This is a genomic window from uncultured Aquimarina sp., assembly GCF_947492405.1.
In the GTDB taxonomy this organism is placed as follows: domain Bacteria; phylum Bacteroidota; class Bacteroidia; order Flavobacteriales; family Flavobacteriaceae; genus Aquimarina.
The window spans coordinates 1,093,567-1,111,169 of record NZ_CANLMP010000001.1 but is presented as its reverse complement, the minus strand read 5'-3'; the positions used below and the strand labels follow the sequence as shown (position 1 = coordinate 1,111,169).

Annotated in this window: 12 protein-coding genes; 7 read left to right on the top strand and 5 right to left on the bottom strand. The window is 32.3% G+C overall.

All coding sequences use genetic code 11. From position 1 onward, the window contains the following. Nucleotides 1–27: 27 nt before the first annotated feature. From Q0829_RS04890 to Q0829_RS04880, 3 genes are all read right to left on the bottom strand, one after another. Nucleotides 28–2,643, bottom strand: a complete 2,616-nt coding sequence (locus Q0829_RS04890) for a TonB-dependent receptor (RefSeq protein WP_298540586.1) — start codon at nt 2,641–2,643, stop codon at nt 28–30. A gap of 112 nt (nt 2,644–2,755) precedes the next feature. After that, the gene (locus tag Q0829_RS04885; protein ID WP_298540584.1) at nt 2,756–3,238 is read right to left on the bottom strand and encodes a RidA family protein; all 483 of its coding nucleotides are present in this window, start codon (nt 3,236–3,238) and stop codon (nt 2,756–2,758) included. A 64-nt stretch (nt 3,239–3,302) separates the two neighbouring features. Further along, nucleotides 3,303–4,334 (bottom strand): zinc-binding dehydrogenase, encoded by a 1,032-nt coding sequence (locus Q0829_RS04880; protein WP_298540582.1) that lies wholly within the window; start codon nt 4,332–4,334, stop codon nt 3,303–3,305. A 98-nt stretch (nt 4,335–4,432) separates the two neighbouring features. Here Q0829_RS04880 and Q0829_RS04875 point away from each other — a divergent pair, with 98 nt between their 5' ends. The 3 genes from Q0829_RS04875 to Q0829_RS04865 all read left to right on the top strand — a co-directional run bounded on the left by Q0829_RS04875 (nt 4,433) and on the right by Q0829_RS04865 (nt 9,441). Further along, a complete protein-coding gene (locus Q0829_RS04875) occupies nt 4,433–5,287 on the top strand; it encodes a LysR family transcriptional regulator (RefSeq protein WP_298540580.1) in 855 nt (284 codons plus the stop codon). Between the two features lie 520 nt (nt 5,288–5,807). Then, nucleotides 5,808–7,808 carry a polysaccharide lyase family 7 protein gene (locus tag Q0829_RS04870; protein WP_298540578.1) on the top strand — a complete coding sequence of 667 codons (2,001 nt, stop codon included), beginning with the start codon at nt 5,808–5,810 and terminating at the stop codon, nt 7,806–7,808. A 295-nt stretch (nt 7,809–8,103) separates the two neighbouring features. Further along, on the top strand, nt 8,104–9,441 hold the full coding sequence (locus Q0829_RS04865; protein WP_298540576.1) for an RICIN domain-containing protein: 1,338 nt from the start codon (nt 8,104–8,106) through the stop codon (nt 9,439–9,441). 117 nt (nt 9,442–9,558) lie between these two features. Here the strand turns inward: Q0829_RS04865 and Q0829_RS04860 are convergent, their stop codons facing one another. Further along, the gene (locus tag Q0829_RS04860) at nt 9,559–10,110 is read right to left on the bottom strand and encodes a hypothetical protein (protein ID WP_298540573.1); all 552 of its coding nucleotides are present in this window, start codon (nt 10,108–10,110) and stop codon (nt 9,559–9,561) included. A 219-nt stretch (nt 10,111–10,329) separates the two neighbouring features. Between Q0829_RS04860 and ychF the strand changes: the two genes are divergently transcribed. From ychF to Q0829_RS04845, 3 genes are all read left to right on the top strand, one after another. Then, a complete protein-coding gene (gene ychF / locus Q0829_RS04855) occupies nt 10,330–11,424 on the top strand; it encodes a redox-regulated ATPase YchF (RefSeq protein ID WP_298540571.1) in 1,095 nt (364 codons plus the stop codon). A 120-nt stretch (nt 11,425–11,544) separates the two neighbouring features. After that, on the top strand, nt 11,545–12,447 hold the full coding sequence (locus Q0829_RS04850; protein ID WP_298540569.1) for a DMT family transporter: 903 nt from the start codon (nt 11,545–11,547) through the stop codon (nt 12,445–12,447). Between the two features lie 146 nt (nt 12,448–12,593). Continuing rightward, on the top strand, nt 12,594–14,783 hold the full coding sequence (locus Q0829_RS04845; protein ID WP_298540567.1) for a response regulator: 2,190 nt from the start codon (nt 12,594–12,596) through the stop codon (nt 14,781–14,783). A gap of 50 nt (nt 14,784–14,833) precedes the next feature. Here the strand turns inward: Q0829_RS04845 and Q0829_RS04840 are convergent, their stop codons facing one another. After that, complete coding sequence (locus Q0829_RS04840) at nt 14,834–15,598, bottom strand: alpha/beta hydrolase (RefSeq protein ID WP_298540565.1); 765 nt, start codon at nt 15,596–15,598, stop codon at nt 14,834–14,836. A 127-nt stretch (nt 15,599–15,725) separates the two neighbouring features. On the opposite strand from Q0829_RS04840, the gene Q0829_RS04835 reads away from it, so the two are divergent. Beyond that, on the top strand, nt 15,726–17,603 hold the full coding sequence (locus Q0829_RS04835; RefSeq protein ID WP_298540563.1) for a peptidase M61: 1,878 nt from the start codon (nt 15,726–15,728) through the stop codon (nt 17,601–17,603).

The window sequence follows — 17,603 nt, the reverse complement described above, 5'->3', positions numbered from 1 at the left end:
GACTTCGCTCTAGATGACAGTATTTATTTAGAAATTAAAATCTAGTCTAGCGTAATAAAAAGCTCCGCTGAATCCCATTTGTACAGCATCCCAATATCCACCAGCTTCTGTTAAGTCGTCTTGTTGATCAGGATATTCATTGGTAATATTATTTCCACCAATAGTAAGTTTTAGTTGATCTGTTAGTTTATAACCAACGGTAAGGTCGGCTGTTATTTTTGCGTCATATACATCTTCATTATCATCAAAATCAACCAAGGTGATATCACTAAAACGAGTCAAACCAAGCCCTGCATTAAATTTATCGTTATTGTAGTTTAAGTTTAAAGCAAATTTACTTCTGGGTGCAGAAGCTAATAAAAATGCTTGTTCTCTTTTACCAAAAAAGATATCTGCATCTAAGTCTGTATTAACCGCAGTAATGTACATATTATTAACATTCCCTGCCAATAATGCAGACAACGTTCCAAAATCATAATTGCTTTTCCAGGAAAGCACCACGTCCATACCTACTGTTTCTGTATCTACTCCATTAGCAAAAAATTGAGCTTCATTTACATTGTCAAAATCAATTGCTTCAAAAGTTCCTGTTAATACAATACGGTCTTTGATATCTATATAATATCCATCTACAGTAGCCGAAAAATCACCTAATTTAGCTGTAACTCCTAAAGATGCATTAATAGAAGTTTCTTCTTTTAATCTATCTATCCCAAAAGATGCAGTTACACGACTATTATTTGGAGATAATAATGTTTCTGTAGCAATACCACCTTGGAAATCCGTAAATAATAAATTGTAATAGATTTGAGCTAAGGATGGAGCTCTAAAACCAGTACTAACCGAACCTCTGATATTAATGTTTTCTGATGCTTTTACTCTTAGTGCAAGTTTTCCATTAATAGTACTTCCAAAATCGCTATAGTTTTCAAATCTAGCTGCACCAGCTAGTAGGAAGGAATCCGTAATATCTAATTCTGCATCCGCATATAATGATAGATTCGACCTTGACCTATCCACTTCATTGGCTGGACTATATCCAGGAAACCCTTGTGATCCTCCGGGTCTTAATTGGCCACTATCAGGATCTATAGGTTGTGTTTGTGTAGCTGGATTAGTAATCGGTAATCCATTAACATCGTAGGTGGCATAAGAACCTTCTTCTCCAGCAAATATGATAAAGTTTTCTGTTCTGTATTCTGCTCCGAAAGCAAGGTTTAATCCTTTAGCTAGTTTCGGATAATACTTGGAAAAATCTAGGTTAATTGTATTCTGACTTAAACTATGTCCACCCGCATCGAATTCAGTAGGAGAATTTTCTTCAAGAGAAGCATTTAATGTACCTTCAATGAAATAGTGGAAATTATTTTTCCCCCAGGTATTACTAAGATCAATTTTCCAACCACTATCTGTCTCGGTTCTTACCCCAGCAGAAATGGAATTATCTATGATATTAGAAGTAATTCTTGGTGTAAATCCATTAGGATAAATCTCAGTCACCACACGCTCACCACCATTACGAGTAAAAGCAAAGGCATCAGTGTCACGGTAGTTTCTTCCTCCAAAAGCATATAACTCAGTTTTGTCTGATAAAGGAATACTTGCATTAGCAAAGAAATTAAATCCATCGATAGCAGCCTCACCAAAACCTCTCCTAAAATCAAATCCTGGTCTAAGTGTTTTGTTTTTACTTACATATTCTGTGGTAAAATTAATATATCCCTTTTCTCCAATACCAACTCCATAATTGGCTGTTACTTTTACAGAACCACCATCTAGACTTTTGTCATCAGCAAGTCTGTTACCATCATTTTCAGTATCTAATCGATTACCATCCGTATTTGGAGTTCCATCAGGAAAATCTCCTTTGGCATTAGTATTATATGCACCATAACTGATACTACCACTAAGTTTATCAATATTATCTCTTAGAACTATATTAATAACTCCCGCTATAGCATCAGAACCATATTGTGCAGCAGCACCATCTCTTAGAATCTCGATTCTTTTAATAGAAGTTGCTGGAATCGTATTAAGATCTGTCCCTGAATTTCCTCGACCTCTGGTACCAAAAATATTAATAAGTGAAGAAGTGTGCCTTCTTTTACCATTAATTAAAACCAAAGTTTGATCAGGTCCTAAACCTCTTAAACTTGCAGGATCAATATGATCGGCACCATCCGATCCAGATTGTTTATTTGCATTAAAAGAGGGGGCAGAATATTGTAATAATTCATTAATTTCTATTTTACCACTTTTGGTAACAATATCCTGCACATCAATGATATCCACAGCTACAGGTGTATCCGTAGCGGTTCTTTTTGGGCTTCTGGAACCTACAACGACTATGGCGCTAAGTGCTTCTCCTTCTTGAAGAACGACATCAATGTTGTCGTTGGAATCCACAAGAATTTCTTGAGTCTGAAAACCTATGAAGCTAAACACTAGTATAGCGTTTTCGTCTACAGCAATAGTGTATTTTCCGTTGTCATCTGTAGTAGTACCTTTATCAGAACCTTTTTCGATGATGTTAACAAAAGGTATAGGTACACCTGAAATATCAGTTACTGTACCTGTAATAATCCGTTGGCTAAACCCTAAAGTTGTGAATAAGCCAAATAAAATGAGTGTGAGTTTTTTCATGTAAATATATTTATTGGTTTGTTTAAAGGTATCTAATTTATTAGATTTTGCAATAAATAAGATCTTTTTATATAGATGAAATTATATGATAAGTGCTTGTAAAGAATTATTGTCATTCGATTTCAGCAATAATGGATAGTTCTACAAAGGCGTTATACGGTAATGACGTTACTCCATAAACCGTTCTAGCATGAAATTCGTTATCTGGAAAAATATTTGTAATTAGGTCAGATGCACCATCAAGCATTTTAGGTAGGTTTGTTCCCTCTATATGTCTAAAAAAGCCTTCTACTTTTACAATGCTTTTAACTTCCGAGATTGATTTATTTTTTACTAGTTGTAAAAATGCATTGAAGACAGCTATTTGAGATGCTTTATAACCAATTTCATTTATGTCAATATGATTCGTTAGTTCTTGATGCGAAGGGTATAATATTCCAATACCTGTAAAAGGCATTTGTCCTGAAATATATGCTAGATCTTTATGTATTTTTATTGCACCATAATTTCCAGCCGGGGATGGAGGAGATTTATCGAAATTACAATAAGGAATATTAGTTTCCTTTAGTTTGTTTATTAATATATCTGAAGTCATGAAATAAATGTTTAATGAATACACATCATCAAGTGTTGTAACCTGATGATGTATTGATAACTTATTATTCCAAAGGAGATAGTACAATATTTCCTTTTACTTGTTTATTAACTAACATTTCGTGTGCTAATTTGGCTTCTCTTAATGGGAGTATTTTGTCTAATTGAGCTGTTATTTTGCCTTTCCGTACTAATTCCAGACCGAATTCTAGATCTTCTTTTGTTCCCATGATTGAACCTTTTATCACTTTCTGAGGGAAAAATAAACTTCGCACGTCAAACGATACTATAGGATCATCTACAAAGCCCATCGCTACTACAATACCAGATGGTTTTAGAGCATTAATGCTTTGTTGGAGGAAACTTCCACCCAAATTATCAATTACTACATTTGCGCCTTTACCATTAGTCCATTCTTTAACCATTTCTACCAAATCGTTTTCGGAAGTATTAATAACCATATCCGCGCCTAAACTTTTGATGTATTCAGTTTTGCTTTCTGAAGTTGTGGTTGCTAATACTTTTGCGCCAAGAGCTTTGGCTAGTTGTACATGAAAGCTGCCCGTCCCAGAAGAACCACCTAGAATTACAACATTATCTCCCTCTTTTACTTTACCAACTTCTTTAATGGCTCGGACACCAGTTACCGTTACCATAGGTAATGTGGCTATTTCTTCCGGAGATAATTCGGTATTGTCTTTCACAATAAAGACTTCAGGAACTTTTACATACTCAGCGTAGGTTCCCCAGCACCCAGCTCCTAGTAGTCCATAAGAAGGAGCAAGGGTTATGGGATTTATATTATGATCTTGAATATTCATCGGAAATCCTGGCATTGGAATAACTCTATCTCCTATATTGAAATTAGATACTTGTGAACCGATTTCTATTATTTCTCCTACTGCGTCGGAACCAAGAATATGTGGTAACGGAATATTTGGCATCATGACACCTTCTCTTAGGTAATGATCAATTCTATTCACACCGGTAGCTAGAATTTTGATGATCACCTCACCTGAATTTGGACTTGGTGTTTCTATATCTGTATACTCAAACACATCGTATCCTCCAAAACTTCTTATTAATGCTGCTTTCATTTTATGCTTTTTAATTATTATTTATACAGCAAAATTCAACATTATTTAAAAATCGTCAAAACAGATTTTTTAGATTAGAATTATCTATATTTACGATTATGAATTTACAGTTTATTAAATATTTCGTTGTGCTAACGGAAACTCTAAACTTTACAAGAGCTTCTGAAAAGGTTCATGTAGTACAATCTACTTTTTCATCAGGAATTAAAAAATTGGAAGAACATCTAGAAACCAAACTTTTTCATAGAGATAAGCGAAATGTGAGTTTGACTAGATCAGGCGAGGTCTTGTTGCCTAAGGCGAAAAGATTATTGGCATTGTGGTCAGATATCGAGGAAGATTTTTTACAAACCGAATGGAAAACATTGGAACTTGGATTTGTCCAAAATTTGTCTCTAGACGCTGTTATTCCTTATATTAATGAGTTTAAATCCTTTTGCCCTCTTTCTGATGTAAATATTACAGAAGATAAACATAAAGCATTATTAAAATTGACCAAAAACAATGAGTTGGATGCCTTTTTTACAGAACAGCAGGAGATAAATGTTGACAGTTTAGAAGCTACTGTGGTTGCTTCTGAAAAACTTTTTTTAGCAGTGAATCGTAAACACCATCTTGCAATAAAAGATAGTTTAGAATTAACTTGTTTACATAAAGAAAGGTTCGTGGAAAGAAGTCATTGTGCTTTGTATCAAGATGTCTTTTTAAGATTCAATGAGCTCAGTATAGAGCCAAACAAGGTGTTCACCGCACATAATAATGAAACTGTCGCAGCCTTAGTTTCTTCAGGGATGGGTATAACGCTTATGCCAAAACCTATTTTTTCTTTGCCGGAAATAAAATTTATCCCTCTAAAAAATGATGAATTTGTAAGAGATATTCTTTTGGTATGGAACAGAAATTCTACCAATACCGTTTTAAGAGATTTTATTACAATGGTAACTAGAGCGTGAAAAAACTAGTAGATTATTTTTTCATGTAATAATATTCATTGGTTTAAGAATTAAAGATATTCAATAAATCTTAAAGCAATAGGGTGTGCACTATTTATTACAAACTTTCAGTAATGAAATGTAAATACTTGATAATTTTTGAATTTTTTTAGATTGTTTTTGACAAGTTTTTCTTCTTTTCTTAACTCCGTTAGCTGTTGGTTTTAGTTAAACAAAATAGTTTTGAAAAAAATACGCTCAATAATTTGTTTGATAATTATGTAATTATAGAATTGTTCAAAACGATAGAAAGATACTATTTGTAGGATTTTTCGCTTGTTCTGATTGGTTTTTAAGTAAGCTTAGGTTGAGTATTCATTCCATACTCAAATTACGGATATGAAAATAAATTGATAATTATTTTACGAAAACGTTTGCGGACTGTTAAAAAAATAGTAATATTGAAAAATTGGTTGACCAATTTAATCAAATCGGTAGTTTAAAGGGAAAAACGTTAACATTTTAAAAAAATTACTAACAAATGAAAAAATTACCAGCTATTAGGGGAAAGATGTCTTATTTGTCATTTATCACTACACTATTATTGTTGCTATTTATTTCAGCTGTAAGCTGCACAAATGAACAAATTGAAGATGAATTTTTAGAAGAGATAAAAGATGATTCTGAAATTAGAGCTTCAATATTAATTCAAAATCCAGGATTTGAATCGGGCGAAGTAGGTTGGGGAGATAATGCTAAATATGCAATCTCTGGTGACGAGTATTCTGGATCAAGAGCTGGTAAAGTTACTAACTCTTCTGGTAAAATAGAACAAACTGTAAATGTAAGTCAAAACACTGATTATATATTAAAAGCCTGGGTTAATGGAAACGGAAAACTTTCCATTGGTGGGCAAACTAATGATTTTAATACTAGCAATTATCAGGAAATTACAGTTTCATTTAATAGTGGTAATTCATCTTCTGTAAGAATTCTGGGAACAAGAGATAGCGGAGATGTTCGTTTTGATGATTTTACCCTAAATAGTGAATCAGAAGGTCCACTGGGAACTGGTCGAATCGTACCACAAAGTGTTTCTGCTAATGGAAATCAATCTGGTTATGGACCAGAAAACACAATAGATGGAGAAATCCAAAATACAGAATCAAGATGGTCATCTAATGGCTATACAGGAAAATATATCACATACGATCTTGGTGTTTCAAAAACAATATCAAGTTTAAAAATCGCTTGGTTTAAAGGTGATGAGCGAAATGCATATTTTAAAATTAGAGTAGGTAACTCAACATCTTCTCTAAGTACTGTATATGACGCAAAAACAAATGGTAGTAGTGGAACAACAGAAGGATTAGAAACCTATGATTTTGATAATGTAGAAGCTAGATATGTTAGAATATCTTGTTTTGGTAACTCGAGTAGTAGTTGGAATAGTATTATAGAAACAGAAATTCATGGAGAAGGAGGTAATCCAGGAGATACAACTCCTACCGGACCTGTTTCTGAATTAAATGCAACAGCTGGTAATGGTTTTGTCGCTTTGAACTGGAATAATCCTGGTGATGCTGATTTTAATAACGTACGTATAACATATAATGGTGGTAACGTCACCACTTCAGGAGAGAATAGAACTATTAGTGGTTTAACTAATGGAACATCTTATACTTTTACGTTGGTGGCAGTAGATAATGCAGGTAATATATCTTCTAGCAAATCTGTTACAGCTACTCCGCAAGGTACTACAGGAGGAGGTACCAATCCTTCTGATATTTTATCTAATCTGGATCAATGGAAAATTACATTCCCACTTGATGGAAATGGTAAGGATAGTACTAATGATGACAAGTCAGGAAATAACTGTAATGATAGAAATAGGAATGCTTCTGATAGCGAAATAGAAATGGGAGATCTTATCGGAGAAATTCCTATGCCTTATGCTGAGTATTTTTATGTAGAAGGTGATGAAGTAGTTTTTAAAGCACATTGTGGTGGAGCAACAACTGGAGGATCTAGCTATCCAAGATCAGAATTAAGACAAATGCCAGGAGGCAATGATAATTATTGGAGTATGAATGATTATCAATATTTAGATGTACGCGTTAGAGCTACACATTTACCTGTAGAGAAACCTGAAGTGTCTATGGTGCAAATTCACGGTCCAGGTGATGAGCCTTTGCGTGTGGAGTATAGGTCAGATGAGCAAGGGTTACATGTGGTTCAAAATGATGATATTGAGATAGATAATGTATTACCCTACAGTTTGGGAGAGCAATTAAGAGTTACAGTTACCGTTCAAAATGGCAGAGTTTATTGTAGGATAGAAAATGAAAGTAGATCTGGTTTAGATGCTTGGACAGATGATTGGGAATCTGCAGATAGTACTGGGTATTTTAAAGTAGGATGTTATACGCAATCTACAATGTTCTTAGAAGATTGTAAATCAGGAGAAGGCTATGATAATGAATCCCCTGATGCTTATGGAGAAGTTAGAGTTAAAGATATGACATTGGATGTAACATATTAAAATAAGTTATCTAGTAATAAAATAGGCTACTTCTAAAAGAGTGGTCTTTTTTATGATTAGAAGACTTGAAAATTATTGAAAGCAAGCTATTCACTTAAATATGTAAAATTAGTTTTATTAAAAATTAATGTTAAATATCTAATAATCTGATAATTAATTTTTAAATATTTTACGAAAACGTTTGAGTTGTGTTAATAAATCATTAATATTGTGATAACTAAATTGGTTAACCAATAATACAATTGGATAACCAAATATTTAACACAAATAATATTAATAATTAAATTTCACAATTATGAAAACTAATGTAAACCACAAGATTAAGGTGTTTTCGCCTTTTTTTGTCAAAATTTTCTTGTTACTAACCTTTGTAGCTTTTGTTTCTTGCGAATCAGAAGAGTTAGTAAATTCCACAGAATCTGATTTAGAAGAAGATGTTTTTCAAAAAGCAACTCCGGTTGCAGGGAAAACTTATTATTTGAGAAATAAAAAAAGTGGATTACATATGGATGTAGCTAATAAAAGTAATAATAACGGAGCTAATATTCAACAATGGGGTAATGCCAGTGGTACCCATAGACAATGGCAAGTTATTAGTGTTGGTAACGGTTATTTTAGACTTAAAGGTATTGATAGTGGTAAGTCAATTACTGTTAAGAATGGAAGTAATAGTAATGGAGCTAATATTGAATCAAGAGCTTATAATGGAAGTAGTCATCAAGAATGGCAAATAATAAGTGTTGGTAGTGGATATTACAGGCTGAAGTCTCGAGATAGCGGGAAATCTATAGGAGTTGCAGGAGGAAGTACTTCTAATGGTGGTAATGTAGAATCACGCTCTTGGAATGGTAATGATAAATTCAGATGGTTTTTTACAGAGGTAGGAGGTACACCACCACCACCAACAGGAGGAACTGCTGCTAGTATTATAGGAAATGGTTGGAAGTTAAATGGTTTTAGTGGTAATCTTAATGTTGGTAGTAATAATAACGGACTGAGTTATGCAGATAATGCAAGTAAAAATGAAAGTCATTTCTTCTTTGATAAAGATGGATACGCTGCATTTAGATGTTACCCAGGAAATCCTACCTCTGGAGGATCTAGTAATCCTAGATCTGAGTTAAGAGAAGTTATTAATGGAGGAGATGGCTATTGGAATGGTAATACAAATACAGAACACTCGATGAAATGGAGATTTAAAATAGAAGATTTACCTCCTTCTGGTAAATTAGCATTTGGTCAAATCCATGAAAGAGATGATTTTTATGATGATGTTATTAGAGTCCAGGTTCAGGGAAGTAGTGGTCAAAATTCAGGATCTGTTGATTTAAGAATATTAGGATATGTTACCGAAGAAATAGAAGGAAGTGGAAGAACCATTAATTTTAATATGCAAATGGATACAGAGTATTATTTTGAGTTAGCTATGAAGAATGGGGTAGTAAGTTTATATAACCTTAATAATAGCGGAAACAGAACGTCGACCTTATTTAGATCTGTCGATATAGGTAATGCGAATGAAAATTATTTTAAGGCAGGTTGTTATCTACAATCAACAAGTAGTAGTCACGAAAGTTCGAATGTTTATGGTCAGGTGTTAATTAAAAACCTACAAGTGTCTCCTGATAATTAATATAATAAGAATAACATTTTATAACGTAAAAACCTCCTAAATAAAATCTAGGAGGTTTTTTGTCTTAATAAAATAACCTATCTGTTTTGAGGTCATTTTGATACATTATAATACAGTTTATTTTAATTTGTAACTTAACGTGATAACAGAATCCTTAACTGTATCATAGGTTTCCATAATTAGATTTTTAGATTCATCAAAATGCCCTAAACAATTATCTTTTGGTCCCATATTTACTAAATAATATCCATTAGAAACAGGTTTAGCTTTAGATGTTTTTTCTCCTTTTTCATCAATGAGCGTTAATATATAACCTGAGCCATCAGGGATACTACTATATATCTTTTCGCTAGAAGTAGTTCCTGAGTTTTTGATAGATACTTTTTCTGGAGCATACACAGCTGTTCTGTTTGTTTCTCCGTCTTCCTCATCAGGACTTAGTTTTACTTCACTTTTTTTAGTAATCACCTGTTGTTGTTTGATTACTTTTTCTTCTCCATTAGCACCTTTAATTCTGATTATTTTAGTAACCACTTCCTCAGAAGTATTTTCTTTAGCTTTCATTTCCTCAGCTTTCTCTTTTTCTTCTTTTTTATCTTCGGATTGTGCATAGTTTATGAAGGTGCACAAGAAAAGCATAATTATTACTAAGTTTTTTAATGTTTTCATTGGTTTGTTTATTTAGTATTGTAAAATTACGAAAAAGTAATAAAATCATTTTATAATGTTAAATTATAAAGGTAATTATTGTGATAAACGAGATTGAATATATTTTCTTTTAATTGTAATCTCTTTACATAGTATTTGTATACTACGTGTTAATACTCTTATCTTTGCATTCTCAAAAATTTGAGCAAATATCACATTGGCTCTTATACATACATAAATATGAAAGCAGGAATAGTTGGATTACCAAATGTAGGAAAATCAACACTTTTTAATTGTTTGTCTAATGCGAAGGCGCAAAGTGCTAACTTTCCATTTTGTACGATTGAACCAAATATAGGCGTTGTAAATGTGCCTGATCCGAGATTAGAAAAACTTGAAGAATTAGTAAATCCTGAGCGTGTTCTACCAGCCACTGTAGAGATTGTAGATATTGCCGGATTGGTAAAAGGAGCAAGTAAAGGAGAAGGTCTGGGAAATCAGTTTTTAGGAAACATTAGAGAGACTGATGCTATTATTCATGTATTACGTTGTTTTGATAATGATAACATCGTTCATGTTGATGGTTCTATTGATCCAATTCGTGATAAAGAAACTATTGATATAGAATTACAATTGAAGGATCTTGAAACACTTGAAAAAAAGTTAGATAAGATCAAGCGTGCTTCAAAAACGGGTAATAAAGAAGCTCAGAAAGAAGAAGCAGTATTACTAAAGCTAAAAGAGGGGTTAGAAGCAGGAATGTCTATTAGAGCAATTGAAGTCTCTGAGGACGATCATCTAGCGTTTGTAAAACCATTGCAATTCATTACAGATAAACCAGTATTATATGTTTGTAATGTAGACGAAGGTGCCGCTGTTAATGGAAACGATCATGTAAAAAGAGTAAAAGAAGCAGTCGCATCAGAAAATGCAGAAGTAATTATTTTGGCCGTTGGAACCGAAGCAGATATAACAGAATTGGACGATTACGAAGAAAGACAACTATTTCTTCAGGATATGGGATTAGAAGAGCCTGGAGCATCTGTATTGATTCGTGCAGCATATAAGCTGTTAAATCAACAGACGTATTTTACTGCAGGAGTAAAAGAGGTAAGGGCTTGGACAATTCCGATTGGTGCTACAGCTCCTCAGGCAGCGGGAGTGATTCATACAGATTTTGAAAAAGGATTTATACGCGCAGAAGTAATTAAGTATAATGATTATGTGTCTTATGGCAGTGAAGCTAAAGTAAAAGAGGCTGGTAAGCTTGGAGTAGAAGGAAAAGGATATGTTGTTAGTGATGGTGATGTAATGCATTTCTTATTTAACGTATAATATAAGTTTATTCTTTATACAAAACCTCTTAGAAAATAATCTAAGAGGTTTTTTTGTTGGACATCGTAATTTTTATCAATTCAGAAAAAAAGCAGAAAATATTGCGATTACTTTTATACAATGAAAAAATCTAAACAGACTTCTTTAGGAATCATTTTAGCAGTCATTGGTGTGGTTTTATTCTCCGCAAAAGCAGTAATGGTTAAGATGGCCTATAAGTATCATATAAGCTCAGAACATTTGTTATTATTTAGAATGTCATTTTCTCTTCCTTTTTATTTTGCAATAGCTGTATTTAACAAACCTTCAAACCCTGAGAAAATAAGAAAAATAGACTATTTGTGGATTATATTCTTTGGTTTTGTGGGGTATTATTTGGCTAGTTACTTTGATTTCTTGGGCTTACAGTATATAAAAGCAGGATTGGAAAGGATAATTTTATTTGTATATCCTACTTTGGTTATTATCATTTCTAGAATATTTTTAAAAGATAAAATAACAAAACAACAGTTAGTAGCTATAATTATTACATACATAGGAGTAGTGATTACCTTTTGGCAAGAACTTCAATTGGATACATCTAACCTTGTTTTAGGAGTGTCTCTAATTTTTCTCAGTGCCCTTACCTATGCAACCTATTTAGTTGGTAGTGGTTGGTTAATACCTAAGTTTGGAGTTATTGCATTTACCTCATATGCAATGATTGTATCTTCTTTATGCATAATTTTTCAATATATAGCTTTTGATAGAGGAAACCTTTTAAATTATTCTTCAGAAGTATATGTCTTGGGTATGCTGATGGCTTTTTTTTCAACTATAATTCCGTCATATCTCATATCATATGCAATAGGAAAGTTAGGAGCTTCGAATGTAGCTATCATAGGTAGTCTTGGTCCAATATCTACTATTATACTTGCCTTTTTCTTTTTAGGAGAAAGTTTATCTTTAATACAAATTATTGGAGCTGGTATTGTGATTTTTGGAATTTACAGTATCACAAAAAAAAGTAAAAAAAAGAAGTAGTGTATGAGTGTATCTTAATCTTAACCTAACAAAATCAACGATTTTCTGTTTTTTTTTAGTAAATTAACCATACAGATTGAATTCATTTATTGATAGTTCATATCATTGTGTTAGAGAAGTTAAGGCATTTATAAAAGTTACATATTTTGAGGAAAATATTACTATTTACATATTTCATATTCTCTATTCCCTATTTGGTTTACAGTCAGAAAGAATCTAAATTCCCCATTAATGATAGTTTGCAATATTTAATAGATACTGCAAATAACCTAACCTTTGAGTATAAGATTAAAGAATCTCTTGAGTATGCAATTAAGGCAGCTAATTATGCACATGAATTAGATAATGATCATTATAAATCTGAGGCCTATTATTTAATGGCTTATAATTATCAAACACTTGCCGATTATAAAAATGCAGAACAGTATTTCAAAAAATCATTAAAATATGCTGAAGAAGCAAATGATTCATTACTTATACTATGGAATAATAATGGCTTAGGTAATGTATACTCTGATGGTTATAAAGACCTGGAAACTTCTTTGGTTTTTTATAGTAAAGCTACCAAGTTTGGGAAGTTGTTAGATAATTCACAAGAATATATGACTCCCGTAATTAATCTTGCTTGGACTTATATAGATGCAAAAGAATTTGATAAAGCTATTCCATATTTAGAAGAAGCGAACAAATTAGTAGTAGAAAATAGAGATATAGAAGGATATTGTGAGGTATATTATCTTAAAGGAAGGCTTGCATTAAGTCAAAATCAGTATGTAAAAGCAGAGGAGTATTTTAAAGAATCCATGGAGATTGCAGAAAAACATAATATGTTATTAGAGTTATCTTATCTTTATGAAGCAAGGGCAGAGATGTATGAAAAGAAAGGTAACCTTACAGAAGCTTATAATGATATTAAAAGTTTTCAGGAGTATAAAGATAAGGTTTACAATAAGGAAAAACTGAAGCAGATAGAGATTGCAAGAGTTAGTTTTAATGTAGATGAATATAAAAGAGAATTAGAAGTAACAAAAACTGAAAAGGAGTATCAAACCAAAATGGCAAATAATAACAGAACAATTAATATTATTTCTGTTGCGGCTTTGATATTTTTATTTGCTACAGCATTTTTTCTATATATAGGATATCGATCAAAGAAAAAATTGAATAATGTACTGAAAGATAAAAACAAACAACTTGTAGAGGCTAAAGCGGAAGCAGAAAAGCTAACTCAAGTAAAGTCTCAATTTATATCTACAGTTAGTCATGAACTGAGAACTCCTTTATACGGTGTTGTTGGAATAACCTCATTGTTACTAGAAGATAAAGATGTATTAGAGAAACATAGACAACTATTAGGATCTTTAAAGTTTTCTGGAGATTACCTTTTAAATCTAATTAATAATGTACTTCAGATTAGTAAGATCGAATCTAATAAGGTAAGATTAGCAAAAACACCTACAAATCTTTTTAAGTTATCACAGAACTTATTGAATTCATTTGAGTATCAGGCAAAAAGTAAAGAAAATGAACTCATTCTGGATGTGCCAAATGAGCTACCAGATTCTCTTAATGTTGATTCACTTAGATTATCTGAAATTCTGATCAATTTGATTGGGAACGCCTCTAAGTTTACCGAAAATGGAAGAATATGGTTAAGAATTAAAATACTCAATAAAGAAAATAATACCATCTATATTCGTTATGAAGTTGAGGATAGTGGTGTAGGAATTCCCGAGGATAAAAAAGATTTTGTATTTGAGAAATTTTCCCAAGTAGATAGGGAGTCTAATAAAGTAGAAGGTACAGGTTTAGGACTTTCCATTGTAAAAAACCTTTTAGAAATGATGGACAGTAAGGTCTATTTGGAGAGTAACGAAGGACGAGGAGCTAAATTTTATTTTGATTTAGAATTAGAAATATTAGAAGAAGGAGAAGAACATTCTGTAAACGAACGGAATAATGGAGCAACTAACGTTTATCGTAGAATATTGGTAGCAGAGGATAATAAAATTAATCAAATTGTAACTAAAAATTTATTGAGTTTGATTGGATATGACTGTGTTATTGTCGAAAATGGTTTTAATGCAGTGCAAATGGTTAAAAAGGAAGATTTTGATTTGATATTAATGGATCTTAATATGCCTTATCTAAATGGTAGTGAGGCTACAAAAAGAATTAGAGAATTTGATAAAACCACTCCTATAATAGCACTAACTGCTGCAGAATTAGGAGAAGTTCAGGAAGAATGCTTATCAATTGGTATGAATGATATCATTAATAAACCATTAAACAAAAATGATCTTCGAGATATTATTGCTAAAAATTTGTTGCCTTAATTAGATCCTTATAGCTAGTTATTTTCTTCGTGTATTGATCCTTTCTACTGTTATAAATTTAGGGTAAAATCTGTAGTTTTCTTAAGAACAACTTCTGTTGCCTCTTTATGTGGAGTGTGACCTACATTTGGTATAATAAGAGATTTAGAATCTCCAGAGGTTTTTCGAACAATACTAGAAACTTGATCCATCGAGCCATACTCGTCATTTTCACCTTGAATAATCAGAGAAGAGCATTGTATTCCAGGAAGATAACTTTCTATATTCCAGTCTTTAAATGATGGAGAAAGCCAAGTTTCTGTCCACATTCTAAAAACATCTTCTGTTTTTTCACCGTGATATTTAGCAAGCTTATCTTTTAAGTTAGTAGTTTCATAAGCAACTTTCGCATCTTTTATTCCTTGCAAAGTTTCTTTTTCTACAAAAACGTGCGCTCCTTCTGTAATAATTCCTTTTATTTTTTCTGGATATAAGGAAGCTGCAAGCAATGCAATACTTCCGCCATCACTATGACCAAATAGGATCACGTTTTTTAATGCAAGTTGATCTATTAACTTAGCAAGTACATCCGCTTCTTTATGAAGATATTTTTTGTTTCTTTTTAATTCAGAAAAACTATCTGATTTACCATAACCTTGACGATCATAAGAAAGTACGTTGCAATTGGAAGACTTACTTAGTTCTTCAGGAAAATCTCTCCAAAGTTTTATACACCCAAGAGAATCGTGTAGAAATATAATTGTAGAAAGTAAAGGATTAAATGATTTTGGATCGTTAGAAAGCCATAATCTATTTGTGTCAATTAAAATATCCAAACTGATATATAAATAAGTAAATAATTATCAAAAATAGGTTAAAGTCTATACAAATTATATATTTTGCGCGACCAAAGTTGTAACACTTACTAATTTTTTGCGTCTAGCATAGTAAATAATCGAATACATGAAGAACATATTTATTACACTATCCATTGGTTTTTTGCTAATTGGATGTGGATCTGTTAACCAAACAAAAGACATTGCTTCTAAATTACCAATTGCTACAGAGGTAGATTTAACACAAATAACAGATGATAAAGTTCCTGTTGTAATAAATCCAGGACGTTTTATTCAGGATACAGTAAAATACTACTTACCAAAAGTAGTACAAGGAACATATGCAGTTAGTGATTTTGGGAAATTTGTGGATGGTTTTAGAGCGCTGGATTATAATGGAGCAGAGTTGGCTACAGAAAAATTAGATGCTAATACGTGGTTAATTACGAATGCAAAACAATTAGATAAAATTGTATATCAGGTTAATGATACATATGATATAGAAAACACTGAGGTAGAAACACCTTTTTCTCCATCTGGAACGAATATAGAGGCGGATAATTTTGTATTGAACTTACATGGATTCATAGGATATTTTGATGTATTAAAAAATAATCAATATGCATTGGAAGTAAAAGCACCAACTGATATGCAAAGAACTTCTGCATTACAGAATGTTGGATCATCAACTAATGAAGATGGAACCATTACTACGGATAAGTATTTTGCCACAAGATATTTTGATATTACAGATAATCCAATGATGTATGGTAAGTTAGATGTAGAAGAATTCGAAGTAGGAGGGATTAAAATTGTTCTGAGTGTTTACTCTCCAAATAAAGCCTATACAGCAGCAGGAATTAAAGAAACCGTTTTTAAAATGATGAAGGCTCAAAAAGCGTATTTAGGTGATATCGATAGCACACCTCGATACGATATCTATTTATATCTTGCGCCTCAATCACAAACAGCACCTACAGGTTTTGGAGCGCTGGAGCATCATACATCTACAGTCGTTGTATTGCCAGAAGCAATTCCAGAAGATGCATTGACATCAGCAATGATAGATGTGGTATCTCATGAATTTTTTCATATAGTTACTCCCTTAAGCGTACATTCTGAAGACGTTCACTATTTTGATTATAATGACCCTACTTTTTCTAAGCATTTATGGATGTATGAAGGGGTTACAGAGTATTTCGCAAGTGTTTTCCAAATTAATCAGGATTTAGTAGCAGAAGATGAGTTTTATACTAAAATGATGGGTAAGATAGAATCTGCTAGCAGGTATGATGATGCTATGAGTTTTACCGTAATGAGTGAAAATATTCTGAATGAACCTTATGCTAAGAATTATGCCAATGTTTATGAAAAAGGAGCTTTGATAGGAATGTGTATCGATATACTTATGAGAGGAGAAAGTAATGGAAATCGAGGTATTTTATCATTAATGAAGGAATTATCATTAAAATATGGAAAAAACAAACCTTTTGAAGATGATAAGATTATTGAAGAAATCACCGCAATGACATACCCATCTATAGGAGAGTTTTTAAAAACTCATGTGATAGGTAACACTCCAATTGATTATAATGATTTCTTTAAAAAAGTAGGACTTTCTATAGGTGTTAAAAATATAGAAACTGATTATGTTAGAAATGGTAGTGCAATTATAGTTGGAGGAGATCAGGAGAAAGGAACTATTTTCTTTACAGAATTGGTAGCCGAAAATAGTTTTTGGGCAGATAATGGAGTACGAGCGTATGATGTAATAAAAGAGGTTAATGGAACAAAATTAACTTTAACAAATGCTAATTCGGTATTGCAGGGAACACTTCAATGGCAAGAAGGTGATGATGTAGAAGTAAAATTGGATAGAGCAGGAGAAGAGGTTGTTATAAAAACTAAATTGACAAAATCTTTTACAAAAGGAGAAGTTTTGAGTGATATTGAAACTCCAACAAAAGATCAGTTAGCGCTCAGAAATGCTTGGTTAAAGGGATAA

Bases quoted from the DNA above. Each gene is read 5' to 3' on its own strand.
- Q0829_RS04890 (WP_298540586.1), bottom strand. From the start codon at position 2,643: ATGAAAAAACTCACACTCATTTTATTTGGCTTATTCACAACTTTAGGG.
- Q0829_RS04885 (WP_298540584.1), bottom strand. From the start codon at position 3,238: ATGACTTCAGATATATTAATAAACAAACTAAAGGAAACTAATATTCCT.
- Q0829_RS04880 (WP_298540582.1), bottom strand. From the start codon at position 4,334: ATGAAAGCAGCATTAATAAGAAGTTTTGGAGGATACGATGTGTTTGAG.
- Q0829_RS04875 (WP_298540580.1), top strand. From the start codon at position 4,433: ATGAATTTACAGTTTATTAAATATTTCGTTGTGCTAACGGAAACTCTA.
- Q0829_RS04870 (WP_298540578.1), top strand. From the start codon at position 5,808: ATGAAAAAATTACCAGCTATTAGGGGAAAGATGTCTTATTTGTCATTT.
- Q0829_RS04865 (WP_298540576.1), top strand. From the start codon at position 8,104: ATGAAAACTAATGTAAACCACAAGATTAAGGTGTTTTCGCCTTTTTTT.
- Q0829_RS04860 (WP_298540573.1), bottom strand. From the start codon at position 10,110: ATGAAAACATTAAAAAACTTAGTAATAATTATGCTTTTCTTGTGCACC.
- ychF (WP_298540571.1), top strand. From the start codon at position 10,330: ATGAAAGCAGGAATAGTTGGATTACCAAATGTAGGAAAATCAACACTT.
- Q0829_RS04850 (WP_298540569.1), top strand. From the start codon at position 11,545: ATGAAAAAATCTAAACAGACTTCTTTAGGAATCATTTTAGCAGTCATT.
- Q0829_RS04835 (WP_298540563.1), top strand. From the start codon at position 15,726: ATGAAGAACATATTTATTACACTATCCATTGGTTTTTTGCTAATTGGA.